Origin of the sequence: Mesorhizobium ciceri WSM4083 (assembly GCF_000519305.1) — a bacterium.
In the GTDB taxonomy this organism is placed as follows: Bacteria; Pseudomonadota; Alphaproteobacteria; order Rhizobiales; family Rhizobiaceae; genus Mesorhizobium; species Mesorhizobium ciceri_B.
Genome location: NZ_KI912610.1, coordinates 1312056 through 1328784, shown reverse-complemented (window position 1 = coordinate 1328784; position 16729 = coordinate 1312056). Strand labels below are relative to the sequence as shown.

Below are 16729 nucleotides of genomic sequence, written 5' to 3'. Positions count from 1 at the left end.
AGATCGTTGCCCGCAACCGGCAAGCCAGTGGGACCAAATCCCAAGCGGCTTCTGAAGCGCGCGGAATTCCTGGCCGTCCGTCGTGGTGAAAAGCGACGCGGGCGGCTTTTTCTCGTTGAAGTTCTCGACCGCGGCGACGGCCTGTCGCCGCGCGTCGGCTACACCGTCACCAAGAAGGTCGGCAATGCGGTTGTCCGCAACCGCGTCCGGCGGCGGCTGCGAGAAGCCGTCCGTACGCATGCGGCAAGTGACATGGCGCCTGGCAATGACTATGTCATCGTCGGGCGCGAAGACGTGCTTACCACTCCGTTCGGCCAGTTGAAGGCCGAACTCTCCCGCCGACTGCGCGGAACACGATAGGCCAAGGGCTTTCGATGGAAAACAACCGGAACTTCTTCATCACCATCGCGCTGTCGGTGCTGATCCTGGCGGTATGGCAATATTTTTACGTGTTGCCGCGCAGCGAAGCCCAGCGCGAAGCGGCCCGCGTCGAACAGCAGCGCGTCGAGGAGCAGAAGAAGGCCGCCGGCACCAATCCCGGTACCGACACCGGAACGCCCGCCGCCCCTGGCGCCGTTCCCAACGCACCGGGAACAGACGTCGTGACGCCGGCCGGCCGCGAACAGGCGCTCGCCACCACCACGCGCGCCAGGATCGACACGCCGAGCCTCGAGGGTTCGATCAACCTGACCGGCGCCCGTCTCGACGACCTCAAGCTCAAGCACTACACCGAGACGGTCGACAAGAACTCGCCCGAGATCAGCCTGCTCAACCCGGCGGCACTGCCCAATGGCTACTATGCCGAGATCGGCTTCGTCGGCAACGACAAGACCGGCGCGGTGCCCGGTCCCGAGACTGTGTGGGCCGTCGACGGCAATGCGACGCTGACGCCGACGACCCCGGTCACGCTGACCTATTCGAACGACAAGGGCCTGACCTTCAAGCGCACCTTTTCCGTCGACACCAACTACATGTTCACGGTGTCCGACACGGTGCAGAATGCGGGCACGGCCGCTGTGTCGCTGTCCAATTACGGCCGCGTCACCCGCTTCGACAAGCCGCTCGTCGCCAGCACCTATGTGCTGCATGAGGGCCTGATCGGCTTCACCGGCACGGAAGGCCTGCAGGAGCACAAATACGCGTCCATCGAGAAGGACAAGCAGTTCACGCCGGGCAAGTCGACCGACGGCTGGCTCGGCATCACCGACAAATACTGGGCGGTGACGCTGGTGCCGACCGAGAAGCAGCCGTTCCAGCCGCGCTACGCCTATTTCGAGGACGGCCGCCATCGCTACCAGTCCGATTTCCTCACCGATCCGATCACCGTCGATGCCGGTCAGTCGGCGACGGTTGAGAGCGAAATCTTCGCCGGCGCCAAGGAAGTCGGCAAGATCAACGCCTATGCGGAAGATCGTCATATCAAGCGGTTCGACCTTTTGATCGACTGGGGCTGGTTCCACTTCATCACCAAGCCGATGTTCTGGCTGATCGACACGCTGTACAAATTCTTCGGCAATTTCGGCCTGGCGATCCTCGCCACCACCGTCATCGTCAAGGCCATCTTCTACCCGCTCGCCAACAAATCCTACGCGTCGATGGCGAACATGAAGAAGGTGCAGCCGAAAATGCTCGAGATCCGCGAGAAATACGCGGACGACAAGATGAAGCAGCAGCAGGCGATGATGGAGCTGTACAAGACCGAGAAGATCAACCCGCTTGCCGGCTGCTGGCCGGTGGCGCTGCAGATCCCGGTCTTCTTCTCGCTCTACAAGGTGCTCTACATCACCATCGAGATGCGGCACGCGCCGTTCTTCGGCTGGATCCAGGATCTGGCCGCGCCCGATCCGACGTCGCTGTTCAACCTGTTCGGCCTGATCCCGGTCACCCTGCCGCACATGCTGATGATCGGCGTCTGGCCGCTGATCATGGGCGTCACCATGTTCCTGCAGATGCGCATGAACCCGACGCCGCCGGATCCGACGCAGGCTGCGATCTTCACCTGGATGCCTGTCATCTTCACCTTCATGATGGCGGGTTTCCCGGCCGGCCTGGTCATCTACTGGGCCTGGAACAACACGCTGTCGATCCTCCAGCAGGGCATCATCATGAAGCGCCAGGGCGCCAAGATCGAGCTCTGGGACAATCTGATCGCGCTGTTCCGAAAGAAACCATCACCGGCCGAATAGAAGGCGCAGCGCTTTCTCCAGTCTTCAAAGCCCCGCCTCGCGCGGGGCTTTTTCGTTCAAGCAGCTACGGCATCACGTTCCCGTGATCGGCGAAACTTGCGCCCGGCCGGCGGCGTGACTGCCTGTGCGTTTCCAAAGGCTATCAATTCCGATCAGCCCTCACCCGGAGGAAGACCATATGCGCTTGCCGTCATTCAGGACCATCGCCTTTTCCGCGCTCGTCGCCGGCGCGGCGATTGCCGCGCCCGCCTATGCCAAAAACCCGAATGTCGGCGGCGCGCCGATGTACACCACCAAGAACATCGTCGAGAACGCCGTCAATTCGAAGGACCACACGACGCTGGTCGCCGCGGTCAAGGCCGCCGGCCTGGTCGACACGCTGCAGGGCGCTGGCCCGTTCACAGTCTTCGCCCCGACCAACGCAGCGTTTGCGAAACTGCCCAAGGGCACCGTCGACACGCTGCTGAAGCCGGAGAACAAGGGCAAGCTCACCAAGGTGCTGACCGCGCATGTCGTGGCCGGCAAGATTTCGGGCGCCGAAATGATGAAGAAGGCCAAGGCGATGGGCGGCAAGTACGAGATGAAGACCGTCTCCGGTGACACGCTGACCGCCGAAGTCAAGAAGGGCAAGCTCTACATCATGGATGAGTCAGGCGGCGAGGCGCGAGTGACGATCGCCGACGTCAACCAGTCAAACGGCGTCATCCATGTCGTCAACAAGGTGCTGTTGCCGAAGTAACGAGCGGCTTCCGGCAAAGGGGATCAAGGCAGGTCCGTTGGGGCTTTCTCGGGCCTGCCATTCCCGCCTCATGACGAGGTGCCACGTTTCTTGGGAAGCCGTATCGGCCGGGGTCCTGTAGTCCCTCACAGGGCCCCGGTTTCTTTTTGGCGCGTCGCCCGTCACTCCATCACGGCGCTGTGGTCGATCTTGGCCGGAGTCGCCGGCTTGCGCAGCAACAGAACCAGCGGAATGGCGGCAAGCGACAGGATCATCATCAGCTTGAAGTCGTTCATATAGCTTATGATCGTCGCCTGCAGCGTCACCACGCCGTCGAGCGCGGCACGCCCGGCGGCGCTGTATGGGTTCATCGCCTGGAAGATCGCCGGATTGCCGAACGCCTGGTTGTAGGGCGTCACATAGGTGGCGATGTTGGCGTGGTTGATCTGCACGTTCTCCGTCAACAGCGCGGTGACCACCGATATGCCGACGCTGGAGCCGATGTTCCGCGACAGATTGTAAAGGCCTGTGCCTTCCGCGCGCCGCTCCGGCGCCAGCGTGGCGAAGGTGATGGTGGTCAGCGGCACGAACAGGAAGCCCAGGCCCGCGCCCTGGATGAAGCCGGTGCTGATGATCGTCCATTGCGACACATCAGGGGTCCAGCCGGTCATGTCGTACATCGCCCAGGCGGTGACCAGCAGGCCGGTCAACAGCAGCCAGCGCGTGTCCACCTTGCCGATCAGCCTGCCGACCAGGAACATGCAAGCCATGGTGCCGAGACCGCGCGGCCCCATGACGATGCCGGCCGTCACCACCGGATAGCCCATCAGCGTCTGCAGATAGGGCGTCATCAGGGCCAGCGAGGCCAGATAGGTGATGCCGATGATGAAGATGAAGATCATGCCGACGGCGAAGTTGCGGTCGAGGAAAAGCCTCGGGTTCACGAAGGTGTTTTTGGCGGTGAAGGTGTGGACGAGGAAGATGTAGAAGGCCGACGCGCAGATCAGCGCCTCGACGATGATCTCGGACGACGAGAACCAGTTGAGCTGCTCGCCGCGATCGAGGAACATCTGCAGCGCGGCGATGGTTATGCTGAGCATGCCGAAGCCCAGCCAGTCCAGCCTCGCCTTGAGGTCCGTCTTGGTTTCCTGGACGAACATCGACACGCCGGCGAAAGCCAGGGCGCCGATCGGGACATTGATGTAGAATACCCAGCGCCAGCTGACATTCTCGGTCAGCCAGCCGCCGATGACCGGCCCGAGCACCGGCCCGACCATCACCGAAACGCCGAACAGCGCCATCGCCGAGCCGCGCTCCTCGACGCTGTAAATGTCAAGCAGGATGCTCTGCGCCAGCGGCACCAGGGCTGCGCCGAACAGGCCTTGCAGCAGGCGGAAGCCGACGATCTGCGGCAGCGACTGCGCGAAGCCGCACAGCACCGATGCGACGACGAAGCCGGTGATGGATATCAAAAGGATGCGCTTGCGGCCGAAACGATTGGCGAGGTAGCCCGAAGGCGGCGTCATGACGGCCGCAGCCACGATGTAGGACGTCAGCACCCAGTTTATCTGGTCGGCGCTCGCCGAAACGCTGCCCTGGATATAGGGGAGCGCCACATTGGCGATGGTCGTGTCCAGCGCCTGCATGATCACGGCCAGGATCACGCAGGCGGTGATGGCGCCGCGATTGGCGACCACGCCACCTGTCGCGGACGCGCCGGTCATGACTTTTGTCCGAACCGGCCGAGGAGGTCCGTCACGAAGTCCGGCAGGCCGCGCGCATGGCCGGTATCGATGCCGACCACGACGCTCATCCCGCCACGCAACGGCGGCTTGCCCTGGAGATCGTCCAACGTCACGCGCATCGGAATGCGTTGCACGACCTTGACCCAGTTGCCGGTGGTGTTCTGCGCCGGAAGCAAGGAGAAGCTCGACGACGACGCCGGGCTGATCGAGGCGACCGTGCCGTGCCAGACGGCACCGGGGTAGCTGTCGACGCTGATCGTCGCCGTCTGTCCCGGCCGCACATAGGTCAGTTCGGTTTCCTTCGGCTCCGCCGCGATCCATAGATCGGTCGCCGAAATCAGGCTGAAAGCCGGCTGCGAAGCCGGCAGGTACTTGCCGACCTGAAGCGCGTCGACATTGGTGACGATGCCGTCGAACGGCGCCTTGACGATGGAATCGGCAAGGTTGCGCTGGGCGTCGTCGACCGCCGATTGCGCCTGAAGGTAGAACGGATTCTTCTCCACCGGCTGGCTCGCGTCGCCGCCAAGCTGGGCAAGCGTCGCCTGTGCCTGCGCTTGGGCAACGGACACTTTCTGGCGGGCGGCGACGAGGTCGTGCTGGGCGCTGTCGAAGGTCGCCTTGGAGGAGGTGGAGGTCTTGAGCAGATCCTGCTGGCGCTGGAAAGCGGCCTCGTAATAGGGGATGTCGGCCTGCGCCTGCTCGATCAGCGCCTGCGACTGCTGGTAGCTCGCCTGCAGGGTCAGCACCTGGTTGCGTACCGTGCCGAGCTGCGCCTGGGCGGCGGCAAGAGCGGTTTGGAAAGAGGCCGGCCGCAGCCGGAAAAGCACCTGGTCCTTCTTCACCGCCTCGTTCTCGTGCACGTCGATCTCGGACACAGTGCCGGAGACATCGGTGGAAACGCCGAGCGACTGCGCCTGGATGTAGGCATTGTCGGTCGTCATGACCTGGCCGCCGATGACGTAGTAATAGCCGCCGACGACCAGCGCGACCGGAAGCAGGGCAAACAGGATCGGCCGTGCCCGGCCACGCTTGGGCTTGACCGGCGCCGGGGGCGCCACCGCAACCCCGGCCTGGCGTGGCTCCTTGGACGGAGCCTCGAGCGCCGCCGGCTCCAGGGCGACCGGTGCTTCGAGCTCGTCATTGTCGATGACGGTGCCGGCTCGCCTTTGCTCGCGTTCGCTGTCCAGTCGGATGACCTGGTCGCGCGCCCGGTCGGCGGCGGATACGTCTTCTTCGACAGGCTTCTTTGGTGAGGTTGATTCAGCCATGTGTTTTCTCCCGGTCGGCGGCAGGCTGGGCGCAAGCCGCGAGCAGATTGGATTTGATGAGGGATAGGGTTTGCAGCAGATGCAGTTGCGCATCCGCGGAAAGGCCGACAAAGGCCTCGTCACGCGTCTTCTGCCCATTGCTGCGCATGATTTCGATAAGCGGATGGGCTTGCGGCTTCAGGTAGAGCAGCCATGCCCGGCGGTCGGCGGGATTGGGCCGGCGCTCGATGAAGCCACGTGCTTCCATCTTGTCGAGCAGCCGGGCGAGCGTGATCGGCGTGATCTCGATCAGGTCGGCCAGTTTGTTCTGGTGGATGCCTTCATGCAGGCTGAGATAGGCCAGCACCTGCCACTGGGCGCGGGTCAGCCCCGATGCCCGCGACCTCTGCTCGAACCGCTTTCGAAGCAGGCGCGCGACATCGTGCAGCACGAAGCTGATGTTGGGTGACGATGGCATGGGAGGCACTGGAGTTTTTCGGCGCGACTTTTAGTGAGCATGCTTATTATCATCATGCACATAATCCCGCTGGACGCGGTGCGCAAGACGGACTAAGCCCGCCTGGAAAAAATGACGCATGGGCTGCGACCCACAAAAAGGCTCAGGTAGCAGGCCGTTGCCGGGCGAGGATACGACGATGAATTGGCTGAAGATCGCGACCGTGGCGGCCATTGCCGGATGGCCCGGAATAGCGCTCGCTAAGGATGCCGTCAGCTGCGGCGGCGCCGCGATGCTGGGTGGCGCGCAATTGAACTGCAGCCACGTCGAACCCCAGGCGCCGCCTCAGTTTTGCACCTATAGCTGGGCTCTGCACACGTCCGCCGGTGACCAGAAAATCGTCGAAGGAACCTTCATGCTGCCGCCCGGTGCTGCGAATGTCACCGTCTATCAGGGCAGCGGTTTCGACAGTGCGCTGTCCGATCCGATCGTGATTTGCCGCGGCAGCAAATGAGCAAGCCCGTCAAGGAAAGCTCGCTCGTCGCCCGATTGGTGCTATAGGGCGGATCACGCTATTTTGAACGGGCGCATTCGAGTTTCGGATGCGCCTGGCGGCCATTTCTCTGACGGATTTCGACATGGACGGACCCAACCCAGACATCAAGCATCCGATCCCGATGCATACCCGCGTCGGCTTCCTCAAGGGACTGGTGAATGCGCCGAACATCGAGATCGGCGACTTCACCTACTATGACGATCCGGACGGCCCCGACAAATTCGCCGAAAAATGCGTCCTGCATCATTATCCGTTCATCGGCGACAAGCTGATCATCGGCAGGTTCTGCGCCATCGCCGAGGGGGCGCGCTTCGTCATGAACGGCGCCAACCACGCCATGTCCGGCTTTTCGACCTATCCGTTCAATATTTTCGGCCATGGCTGGGAAAAGGGTTTTGACCCGACGACCTGGTCCAGGGAAGTGCGCGGCGACACAATCGTCGGCAACGACGTCTGGATCGGCATGGAGGCGGTGGTCCTGCCCGGGGTGGAAATCGGCCACGGCGCCATCATCGCAGCGAAATCGGTGGTGACGCACGACGTGCCGCCCTATGCGATCGTCGCCGGCAACGCGGCCAAGGTGGTGAAGATGCGTTTCGACGACCGGACAATCAGGCGGCTGCTGGCGGTGGCGTGGTGGGACTGGCCGGTGGACAAGGTCAGCCGCAACCTCGATGCTATCCGGGGTGCCGATATCTCTCTTCTGGAGGCAGCAGCTTGAACGCTTTGAACAGCAGCATAATCGGCACCGAACTGTTTACGCGAGGGTGGATCTTCATCCGCGGCGTGCCGGCCATGAAGTTCCTGCCGCCGGAAGGGCCGCCGGAAATCGCCTTTGCCGGCCGCTCGAATGTCGGCAAGTCGTCGCTGATCAATGCGCTGGTCAACCAGAAGGGGCTGGCGCGCACCTCCAACACGCCGGGGCGCACGCAGGAGCTCAACTATTTCGTGCCGGACGGATTTTCGGGTGAGGGCGCCGACCTGCCGCCCTTGGCGCTGGTCGACATGCCCGGCTACGGCTATGCCACCGCGCCGAAGGAAAAGGTCGACGAGTGGACCAAGCTGGTCTTCGACTATCTCAAGGGCCGCGTCACGCTGAAGCGTGTCTATGTGCTGATCGACGCCCGCCACGGCATCAAGGCCAAGGACGACGAAGTGCTGTCGCTGCTCGACAAGGCGGCGGTGTCCTACCAGATCGTGCTGACCAAGACCGACAAGATCAAGACTGCCGGCGTGCCGAGGCTGATCGAGGAGACGCTGGCAAAGATCAAGAAGCGGCCGGCGGCGTTCCCGTTCGTGCTGGCCACCTCTTCTGAAAAGGCCGAGGGCCTTCAGGAATTGCAGGCAGCCATCGTGCTTGCCGCCAATGGCGGCTAAAGCATCCACGCTTTGGAGCATGGTCTAGCTAGGGCTTGGCCTCGATAGCAATCGTCTGATGGCCCTCTTCCGCCACAAGCCTTTCGGTGCCGTATGCCTTCAGGAACATGCTGACGCCTGACCTGACGATGCGGTCGATCTCGTCCTGGGTCGGGGCTTTGGTGCGGTAGGCGAAGATGCACTGGCGGAACAGACCGGCCAGGCACAGTTCGGTGAACTGATAGGCGGCAAGATCGACATCGTCGATGCGCAGCAGGTCGCGCTCGATGGCGGCATTGAGAAAGGCCGCGACCTTGTCGTGGCCACGCTTGGGGCCACGCTCGTAAAAACGCGCGCCCATGTCGGGTATCCGGTCGGATGCCCCGATCACCGTGCGCTGCGCCTGGATGACCTTGGCCGACGTGATCTTGAGGGCCAGCACCTTGCCGAACTTCACCAGCGTTTCGCGCAGGTTGTCGGCGTTGTCCAGCACGTCATACATGTTCTTGAAGATGGTGCCGCGCTCTTCCTCGATCAGCGCTTCGAACAGCTCTTCCTTGTTGGCAAAGTAGACGTAGATCGTACCCTTGGAGACACCGGCCTCGCGGGTGATGTCGTTCATCGAGGCGGCTTCGAAGCCCTTGTCGATGAAGACACGACGGGCACCGTCGATGATCTGGCTGCGCTTGACCGGATCCTGCCCCGCGGCCGGGCGGCCACGGCGCAAGCTTTCCAACAGGTCGTCGCACGACTCGTTTTCGACATTGGGCGGGGTCTCGGCCATGAAAGTCACACCTCGAAAATAATTCGAACCAAGCGGTTCGATTGCCCTTGATATGGTCCTCTTTACGCGCTATGTCAACGGCCGGATCGAACCGAACGGTTCAGTATCATATTATAACTTTAGAGAGATGTCATGTCCTCGAACGCGCCGACCACTGCCGAAGTCCGTCCCTTTCCCAACGCCAAGGTTGCGCCGGCGACGGAAGCCCCGGAAGTGCCTGTCCAGCCTGTCTCGTCGCCACCGGCAGAGGCTCCGGCCAAGAAGAAGCGTTCGGTGCGTTCCTTCCTGCTGCCGGTCATCGGCGCCGCTTTGCTGGGCGCCGGCGCCTGGTATGGTTACGACTACTGGACAACGGGCCGCTTCATGATCTCGACGGACGATGCCTATGTCCAGGCGGACATGGCGTTCATATCGCCCAAGATCTCCGGCTATGTCGATCAGGTCAAGGTCAGCGAGAACCAGCTGGTCAAGGCCGGCGATCCGCTGCTCGTCGTCGATGACGGCGATTACAAGATTGCCGTCGCCCAGGCCGAGGCGCAGATCGCCACCTTGAGCAAGACGCTCGACCGTATCGACGCCCAGACCGACGCGGCCCGCGCCTCGCTGCAGCAGGCGCAGGCGCAGAAGGTCGCCGACCAGGCCGCAGCCGACAATGCAGCCAAGGTCGCGGCGCGCGCCTTGCAGCTGCTCAAGACCCATGTCGGCACGCAGGCGCAGCTGGACGACGCCCAAACGGCGGTCCAGCAGGCCGATGCCGCCCTTGTCGGCGCCGACGCACAGATCGCCGCCGCGCAGGCCAATATCGGCGTGCTGCAGGCGCAACGCGCGGAATCGGCGAGCACGCTGGCGTCCTTGCAGCTCAGCCATGACAAGGCGCTGCGCGATCTTTCCTTCACCGTGCTCAAGGCGCCTTATGACGGCATCGTCGGCAACCGCTCGGTCGAACAGGGCGACCTTGTCAGCCCCGGCCAGAAGCTCGCCGTCATCGTGCCGATGGACAAGCTCTACATCGTCGCCAACTTCAAGGAGACGCAGCTTGCCCGGCTGGTTCCCGGCGAGAAGGTCAAGATCTCGGTCGATGCGACCGACGGCCAGGACTTCGAGGGAACCGTCTCGTCGCTGGCGCCGGCTTCGGGTGCCGTGTTCTCGCTGCTGCCGCCCGAAAACGCCACCGGCAACTTCACCAAGGTCGTGCAGCGCGTTCCGGTCCGCATCGATGTGCCGGCAGATGTCCTGAAGAGCGGCAAGCTGCGCGCCGGCCTGAGCGTCATCGTCGCCGTCGACAGCCGCACCGCCCCATCCGGGCCGGGCTCAGTGGCCGCGAACTGAGCGGCCGCCAGGGAGCAATGCCATGGCAACCGCAACCCTGACAGCAGGAGCACCGCCGGCGAGGCCGGCTGTGCCTGACACCATCTCGACGCGGCGCGTCATCGCCTTCCTGGCGATGGTGTTCGGCATGTTCATGGCCATCCTCGACATCCAGATCGTCTCCGCCTCGCTGTCCGAGATCCAGGCCGGCCTGAGCGCCAGCTCCGACGAAATCCCGTGGGTGCAGACCGCCTATCTGATCGCCGAAGTGGTGATGATCCCGCTGTCGGGCTTCCTCAGCCGGATGCTGTCGACACGCGTGCTGTTCACCATCTCGGCGGCAGGCTTCACCGCGGCCAGTGCGCTGGCGGCGACCGCCACCAACATCGACCAGATGATCGTCTACCGCGCCGTCCAGGGCTTCATCGGCGGCGGCATGATACCGAGCGTCTTCGCCGCTGCCTTCACCATCTTCCCGCCCTCGCGCCGCGCCTTCGTCTCGCCGATGATCGGCCTGGTGGCGACGTTGGCGCCGACCATCGGCCCGACTGTCGGCGGCTACATCAGCCATGCCATGTCCTGGCATTGGCTGTTCCTGGTCAATGTCGTGCCCGGCATCCTGGTGACAGCGGCGGCCTGGACGCTGATCGACTTCGACAAGCCCAACCTCAAGCTGTTCAGCAAGTTCGACTGGTGGGGCCTCGCCGGTATGGCGGCGTTCCTGGGCTGCATGGAATATGTGCTCGAGGAAGGCCCCAACAATGACTGGCTGCAGGACCAGGGCGTCTTCATCTGCGCGATTGTCATGACCATCGGCGCGGTGCTGTTCTTCTGGCGCGTGTTCACCGCCGAGGAGCCGATCGTCGATCTGAAGGCGTTCACCAACATCAACTTCGCCTTCGGCTCGCTGTTCTCCTTCGTCATCGGCATCGGCCTCTACGGCCTGACCTATCTCTATCCGGTGTTCCTCGGGCGCATCCGGGGCTACGATTCGATGATGATCGGCGAGGCGCTGTTCGTCAGCGGCCTGGCGATGTTCGTCACCGCGCCGATCTCGGGCATCCTGTCGAACAAGATGGACCCGCGCCTGATGATGATGGTCGGCTTCTTCGGCTTCGCCACCGGCACCTGGTGGATGACGCATCTGACCGCCGACTGGGATTTCTATGAGCTGCTCATCCCGCAGATCCTGCGCGGCTGTTCGATGATGCTGTGCATGGTGCCAATCAACAACATCGCGCTCGGCACGCTGCCGCCCGAGCGGCTGAAGAATGCGTCCGGCCTGTTCAACCTCACCCGCAACCTTGGCGGTGCGGTTGGCCTCGCCCTGATCAACACTGTGCTGATCGACCGCAATGCTTTCCACTACGCAAGGCTCTCCGAACATGTGCAATGGGGCAGTGAAGCCGCGCAGACCAAGCTGCAGAACATGACGCTCAATTTCGAGCAGACCCCCGGCCTCGACGCGACAAGTGCTGCGATTTCCAAGCTGTCGGGCATGGTGCAGCAGCAGGCGGCGCTGCTGTCCTTCATGGATGTGTTCTTCATGCTGACGGTGCTGTTTGCGACGCTTGGCATGTTCACCATGCTGATCCGCAAGCCGGCCGCGGCGGGCGGAGGTGGCGGCGGCGGCCACTGATACCGGAGCAATTCCAGGAAAGTGTAAGGCGGTTTTCCCGGGAAAAGCGCGCAGCGCTTTCCCTTAGGAATTGCGACAAGACAGAGATACGTGGGCAGCTGTTTCGGGAAGCTCCTCCAGTCCACGCCCGAAAAAGCTCTGACCGCGCAAAAAACTCCGGGCCGCAAGCCCGGAGTTTTTCATATCCAGTTGGAATTTGTCAGGCTGTGGCGGGCTTGAAGGTCAGCGCGACACCGTTGATGCAGTGGCGCAGACCGGTCGGCGCCGGACCGTCGTCGAAGACATGGCCGAGATGGCCGCCGCAGCGGCGGCAATGCGCCTCGGTGCGCGTCATGCCGAGCGAGCGGTCCACGGTCGTGCCGATAGCCTTGGGGATCTCCTGCCAGAAGCTCGGCCAGCCGGTGCCGGAATCGAATTTCGTCTCCGACGAATAGACCGGCAGGTCGCAGCCGGCACAGGCGAAAACGCCCTTGCGGTGTTCGTTGAGCAGCGGGCTGGTGCCGGGATACTCCGTGCCTTCCTTGCGCAGCACGTCGAAGGCGGCAGGCGACAGGATGGCTTTCCACTCGGCGTCGGTCTTGGTGACTTCGAATTTCTCGGCGGCCTGTGCTGCCTGCGGATCGCCCATGCGCAGCATCGTTGCCGCAGCCCCGATCACGCCGATGGCGGCTGCACCGCTCAAAAGAAAGTCGCGACGGTTCATGACCAATTCCTCCTGATGTTCTTTTGCCAAACTATACCGCCGCGCGGAAATCAAAAGCCGGTGACGGTAGCCCCCTCGAACGAACACTCCGCGCCCTCCCACATCCGAATGTGGGCGGCGCGGAGTGCACGGGTCAATTGCCGATCACGGGAGCGGGATCATGCAATCGACGGAGGGCCCTTGCCGTCAGTTCGCCGGCAGCGAACCCCTTGTTACATCTTCGGCAAAAGAACCTTGTCGATGACGTGGATGACGCCATTGGACTGTTCGACATCGGCGATCGTCACATTGGCGACATTGCCGTTCTCGTCGGTGACCGTGACCTTGCCGCCGTCGGCCTTGAGCGACAGCTCGCAGCCGCCTACCGTCTTGACCTTGTGGGCGCCGCCGTCAGCCTTGGCCATCGCGGCGACATCCGCCCCCATCGCCTTGGCGCCGATGACATGGCAGGTCAGGATCTTGGTGAGCTTGTCCTTGTTTTCGGGCTTGAGCAGCGTCTCGACCGTGCCGGCCGGAAGGGCTGCGAAGGCTTCGTTGGTCGGCGCGAACACGGTGAACGGACCGGCGCCCTGCAGGGTTTCGACAAGGCCGGCGGCCTTCACGGCGGCGACCAGCGTCGTGTGATCCTTCGAGTTCACGGCGTTCTCGACGATGTTTTTGTTGGCATACATCGCGGCGCCGCCAACCATCGGGTTTTCGGCATAGGCGGCGGTGGCAAGAGCCGAAACGGCGATCGTACCGGCGAGCAAAAGGGTGGCGTATCTACGCATGATGTCAAACTCCTCGGGTTTTTCTCTTCCCATTTTTGGGGACGCGAGGAGATACGGAACAAACTCGCCCGAGTTTCAGGAATATTGTGATTTTTGATTTTATCTTTGGCGCAGAGGGATTTTCCCAAGCAACCGGTCGCGGCCGACATGCTGTCTATGGGCATGTTCAGTGAGGGATAGACTTATGATAGTCTGTTGTGATTTTTCAGGCGCGCGGAGCCGGTCAAATGCTCTTCAGGTCGCCGGCGGCGACCACCGGTCCGGTTGGCTGTCCGGTCGGCGAACCGCCTGACGGCTCGAGGCTGACGGCAAGCACCGCGCCCTGGGCAAGCTTCTGCTGGGCCGCCGGCGAGACGACGATGTGCGCCGTGGCACCGGCCGGAATGACGCCCATCGAGACCGGCGGGTTCTTGCCCTCGATCATCCACAGCTCGAAATCCTTGCCGGAAGCGCGCTCACCGGAGACATGCGACAGGCCGACTTCGTGATGCGCGGCGTCGTAGACGGCAAGATATCTGACGTCGCTGCCTTCGGCGGCCAGCGAAGCGACGAGGCGCGCCTGCGGCTGCTCGACCGGCGGGTTGAAGACGGGCACGGCGATGTAGATCGCCAGTGCCGCAACCGCGGCTGCGGCAAAGCCGCGCCAGAAGGCCAGGCTGGACCAAAGGCCGCCGCGCGATTCGGCGGGCGTGGTCACCCCGGCAACGTTCGCGAACAGGCGGCGGTCGACCGCGGTCTTCACCGAAACCGGCGGCTCGACTTCCCGATAGGCGGCGGCAAGCGGTGAGAGACTGACCTCCCATCCCTCGACAAGACGGGCGAAAACCGTATCCGCATCGATGCGGCGGGAGACGATCTGGCGTTCGTCGGCATCGAGCACGCCGAGAACGTATTCGGCGGCGAGTAGGTCGTCGCCTCCACGTTCCGGTCCTGTGTCTTCTGCCAGCGTCATCTTTCCAGACATTCTCTGAGTTTCAACAGGCTGCGGCGCAGCCATGTACGCATTGTGTTCAGCGGCACGCCATGGCGTTCCGCCAGTTCGGCATAGCTCTCGCCCTTGAGATAGGCGCCCCGGACGGCGGCTGCCCGGTCCTTCTCCAACTCATCGAGACAATGGTGGATACGTTCGGATTCGTCGCCCGCCACCGCCATCGCTTCAGGCCCCGGCGCCGGATCGGCCACGTCGAGCGCGGCATCGATATCGGCGGCAGGTTTGCGCCGCGCTCTGATGCGATCGATCGCATGGTTGCGCGCTATCGCCACCAGCCAGGAGATCGGGCTTAGATCGGAGACGGCAAAACGATCCGCCTTCGTCCATATCTTGACGAAGACTTCCTGTAGCGCTTCTTCCGCATCTCCCCGGTCGTTCAATACACGAAGGCAGACGCCGAAAAGTTTCGCGCTGGTCTGCCGGTAGAGCAGATCGAACGCGGCCCGGTCCTTCATCGAAGTCCGGACGATCAGCTTGGTGATGTCCTGCGGCGTCATCTGCGGCAAGTTAGGCGATTGCAATGTATTTGCAACGGCGGAAATAACCTTGTGCACCCCCAAGCCTTGCGTGTCGCCAACCCGGATCGACCCCTCGATTGCCAATGAAGTCGCCACTGGCTAGCTTGCTGGCGGTGATGGGGGCGCGCATGTCGGTTGAACATACACTGTGGGCGCAAGACGCGACCGGCCTCGCCGATCTGGTCCGCAAGGGTGAGGTTTCGGCCGTCGAGCTGACCGACGCCGCGATCGCCCGCGCCGAGGCCACCCGTCCCGACATCAATGCCACGGCCGAGCCGCTCTACGATGCCGCCCGCGCCCGTGCGAAGACCGTCGACCGCTCGCTGCCGCTGGCCGGCGTTCCCTTCGCCATCAAGGATCTCGGCATCGCCATCAAGGGCGTGCCGACGCATGGCGGCAGCCGCATTCCGGCATGGCTGGCCGATGTCAATTCGGTGCTGACCGACCGCTATCTCGCTGCCGGACTTATCCCGATCGTCACCTCGACATCGCCGGAGCACGGGCTTCGATTGATGACCGAATCCAGGGCCTTCGGCATCACCCGCAATCCGTGGAACACCGGTCACACCAGCGGCGGCTCGTCGGGTGGTGCGGCTGCACTGGTCGCCGCCGGCGTCGTGCCGGTGGCGCATGCCTCCGATGGCGGCGGCTCGATCCGCGTGCCTGCCGCCTGCACCGGGCTTGTCGGCCTGAAGACGTCGCGCGGTCGCACCCCGCTGACGCCCTTGGTGAGTGAAAGCTGGTACGGCATGGTGGTCGACCATGCGCTCACCCGTTCGGTGCGCGATTGCGCGCTGCTGCTCGACCTCACCCACGGTCCCGATCTTTTGTCGCCCTATGCCGCGCCGCCGCCGAAAGGCACGTTCGCGGCCGCTGCCGCGCGCGATCCCGGCAAGCTCAAGCTGGCTGTGTACCGCAAATCCCCGCTTGGCCTGCCGATCTCGGACGAGACGCTCAAGGCGCTCGACACGGCGGTGGCGCTTGCCCGCGAGGGCGGCCATACGGTCGAGGAGATCGATCTGCCCTTTATCGGTCGCGATTTCTTCGCCGATTTCTGCAGGACGGTTGCCTCCGCCGTCGCCGGCACCATGCGGGCCGAAGCGCTGCGCGTCGGCCGTTCCGTTACCGGTGACATCGAGCGGGCGACGCGCGTGCTCGCCCGCTTCGGCGAACTGGTGTCGGCGGGCGAGACCTATGCCGACCTGCAGCGGCTGCATGCCGCCTCGCGACGCCTGATTTCGGAGACTGCGCGGTATGACGCCGTGCTGATGCCGGTCATTGCCCACCCGCCGCTCGCCTGCGGCGCCATGGATCCGAAAGGCGCCGACGACCTTATCGAGAACCTGCTCGACAAGCTTCACCTGACGCCTTTGCTGAAGTTGAAGCCGTTCTTCGGCCAGCTGATGGACAAGAGTCTCTGGTTCACCCCTTGGCCGGCGATCCAGAATGTCAGCGGCCAGCCGTCGATCGCCCTGCCGGTCCATGTCACCGACGCCGGCCTGCCGATAGGCATCCAGGCGGCAGGCCGTCCGGGCGACGAGGAGACACTTTTGTCGCTCGCCGCGCAGATGGAGAAGATCTCGGGTTGGCTGGGCCGCAGGGCGCCGCTAATGGTGCCGACATGATGACGAGGTCGTGAAGCGCTCGAATATGACAGCAAAGCCATTTGCGGGCGGCGCCAATTCCCGCTAAGACGCCGCCGTCCTTACCCGATGCATGTCGCCCAAAAGTGCTTAGCGGTTTTGGGACAA

Annotated in this window: 17 protein-coding genes; 9 read left to right on the top strand and 8 right to left on the bottom strand. The window is 63.4% G+C overall.

The annotated features are described in order from the left end of the window. Positions 1-6 precede the first annotated feature (6 nt). From rnpA to MESCI2_RS0132430, 3 genes are all read left to right on the top strand, one after another. On the top strand, positions 7-360 hold the full coding sequence (gene rnpA / locus MESCI2_RS0132440) for a ribonuclease P protein component (RefSeq protein ID WP_027040126.1): 354 nt from the start codon (positions 7-9) through the stop codon (positions 358-360). Between the two features lie 14 nt (positions 361-374). Next, the gene (gene yidC / locus MESCI2_RS0132435; protein ID WP_027040125.1) at positions 375-2186 is read left to right on the top strand and encodes a membrane protein insertase YidC; all 1812 of its coding nucleotides are present in this window, start codon (positions 375-377) and stop codon (positions 2184-2186) included. A gap of 178 nt (positions 2187-2364) precedes the next feature. Further along, entirely contained in the window at positions 2365-2925 is a 561-nt protein-coding gene (locus MESCI2_RS0132430) for a fasciclin domain-containing protein (protein WP_027040124.1), read from the top strand. A 161-nt stretch (positions 2926-3086) separates the two neighbouring features. Here MESCI2_RS0132430 and MESCI2_RS0132425 read toward each other — a convergent pair whose 3' ends face one another. The 3 genes from MESCI2_RS0132425 to MESCI2_RS0132415 are packed head-to-tail and all read right to left on the bottom strand — an operon-like array spanning position 3087 to position 6374. Then, the gene (locus MESCI2_RS0132425; RefSeq protein WP_027040123.1) at positions 3087-4628 is read right to left on the bottom strand and encodes a DHA2 family efflux MFS transporter permease subunit; all 1542 of its coding nucleotides are present in this window, start codon (positions 4626-4628) and stop codon (positions 3087-3089) included. Continuing rightward, positions 4625-5917, bottom strand: a complete 1293-nt coding sequence (locus tag MESCI2_RS0132420) for an HlyD family secretion protein (RefSeq protein ID WP_027040122.1) — start codon at positions 5915-5917, stop codon at positions 4625-4627. The genes MESCI2_RS0132425 and MESCI2_RS0132420 overlap by 4 nt, the downstream gene beginning before the upstream one ends. After that, a complete protein-coding gene (locus MESCI2_RS0132415) occupies positions 5910-6374 on the bottom strand; it encodes a MarR family winged helix-turn-helix transcriptional regulator (RefSeq protein ID WP_027040121.1) in 465 nt (154 codons plus the stop codon). The genes MESCI2_RS0132420 and MESCI2_RS0132415 overlap by 8 nt, the downstream gene beginning before the upstream one ends. 178 nt (positions 6375-6552) lie before the next feature. On the opposite strand from MESCI2_RS0132415, the gene MESCI2_RS0132410 reads away from it, so the two are divergent. The 3 genes from MESCI2_RS0132410 to yihA all read left to right on the top strand — a co-directional run bounded on the left by MESCI2_RS0132410 (position 6553) and on the right by yihA (position 8286). Next, the gene (locus MESCI2_RS0132410; RefSeq protein ID WP_027040120.1) at positions 6553-6867 is read left to right on the top strand and encodes a hypothetical protein; all 315 of its coding nucleotides are present in this window, start codon (positions 6553-6555) and stop codon (positions 6865-6867) included. 124 nt (positions 6868-6991) lie between these two features. Next, entirely contained in the window at positions 6992-7630 is a 639-nt protein-coding gene (locus tag MESCI2_RS0132405; protein WP_027040119.1) for a CatB-related O-acetyltransferase, read from the top strand. Beyond that, the gene (yihA, locus tag MESCI2_RS0132400) at positions 7627-8286 is read left to right on the top strand and encodes a ribosome biogenesis GTP-binding protein YihA/YsxC (protein ID WP_024502094.1); all 660 of its coding nucleotides are present in this window, start codon (positions 7627-7629) and stop codon (positions 8284-8286) included. The genes MESCI2_RS0132405 and yihA overlap by 4 nt, the downstream gene beginning before the upstream one ends. 28 nt (positions 8287-8314) lie before the next feature. Here the strand turns inward: yihA and MESCI2_RS0132395 are convergent, their stop codons facing one another. Next, positions 8315-9049 (bottom strand): TetR/AcrR family transcriptional regulator, encoded by a 735-nt coding sequence (locus tag MESCI2_RS0132395; protein ID WP_027040117.1) that lies wholly within the window; start codon positions 9047-9049, stop codon positions 8315-8317. Positions 9050-9181: 132 nt separating this feature from the next. Between MESCI2_RS0132395 and MESCI2_RS0132390 the strand changes: the two genes are divergently transcribed. Together MESCI2_RS0132390 and MESCI2_RS0132385 are read left to right on the top strand one after the other, a co-directional pair. After that, a complete protein-coding gene (locus tag MESCI2_RS0132390) occupies positions 9182-10378 on the top strand; it encodes an HlyD family secretion protein (RefSeq protein ID WP_027040116.1) in 1197 nt (398 codons plus the stop codon). Between the two features lie 22 nt (positions 10379-10400). Further along, positions 10401-11996, top strand: coding sequence for a DHA2 family efflux MFS transporter permease subunit (locus MESCI2_RS0132385; RefSeq protein ID WP_027040115.1), 1596 nt, complete (start codon positions 10401-10403; stop codon positions 11994-11996). Between the two features lie 199 nt (positions 11997-12195). On the opposite strand, the gene msrB is transcribed toward MESCI2_RS0132385, so the two are convergent. The 4 genes from msrB to MESCI2_RS0132365 all read right to left on the bottom strand — a co-directional run bounded on the left by msrB (position 12196) and on the right by MESCI2_RS0132365 (position 14957). Then, positions 12196-12699: a peptide-methionine (R)-S-oxide reductase MsrB gene (gene msrB, locus MESCI2_RS0132380; protein WP_027040114.1), complete on the bottom strand. Its 504-nt coding sequence runs from the start codon at positions 12697-12699 to the stop codon at positions 12196-12198. 212 nt (positions 12700-12911) lie between these two features. Further along, a complete protein-coding gene (locus MESCI2_RS0132375; protein WP_027040113.1) occupies positions 12912-13469 on the bottom strand; it encodes a fasciclin domain-containing protein in 558 nt (185 codons plus the stop codon). Positions 13470-13692: 223 nt separating this feature from the next. Next, positions 13693-14421 (bottom strand): anti-sigma factor, encoded by a 729-nt coding sequence (locus MESCI2_RS0132370; RefSeq protein ID WP_027040112.1) that lies wholly within the window; start codon positions 14419-14421, stop codon positions 13693-13695. Continuing rightward, entirely contained in the window at positions 14418-14957 is a 540-nt protein-coding gene (locus tag MESCI2_RS0132365) for a sigma-70 family RNA polymerase sigma factor (RefSeq protein ID WP_013528490.1), read from the bottom strand. The genes MESCI2_RS0132370 and MESCI2_RS0132365 overlap by 4 nt, the downstream gene beginning before the upstream one ends. A 149-nt stretch (positions 14958-15106) precedes the next feature. Between MESCI2_RS0132365 and MESCI2_RS0132360 the strand changes: the two genes are divergently transcribed. Then, positions 15107-16603, top strand: coding sequence for an amidase (locus tag MESCI2_RS0132360; RefSeq protein WP_027040111.1), 1497 nt, complete (start codon positions 15107-15109; stop codon positions 16601-16603). The last annotated feature ends 126 nt before the right edge of the window (positions 16604-16729 follow it).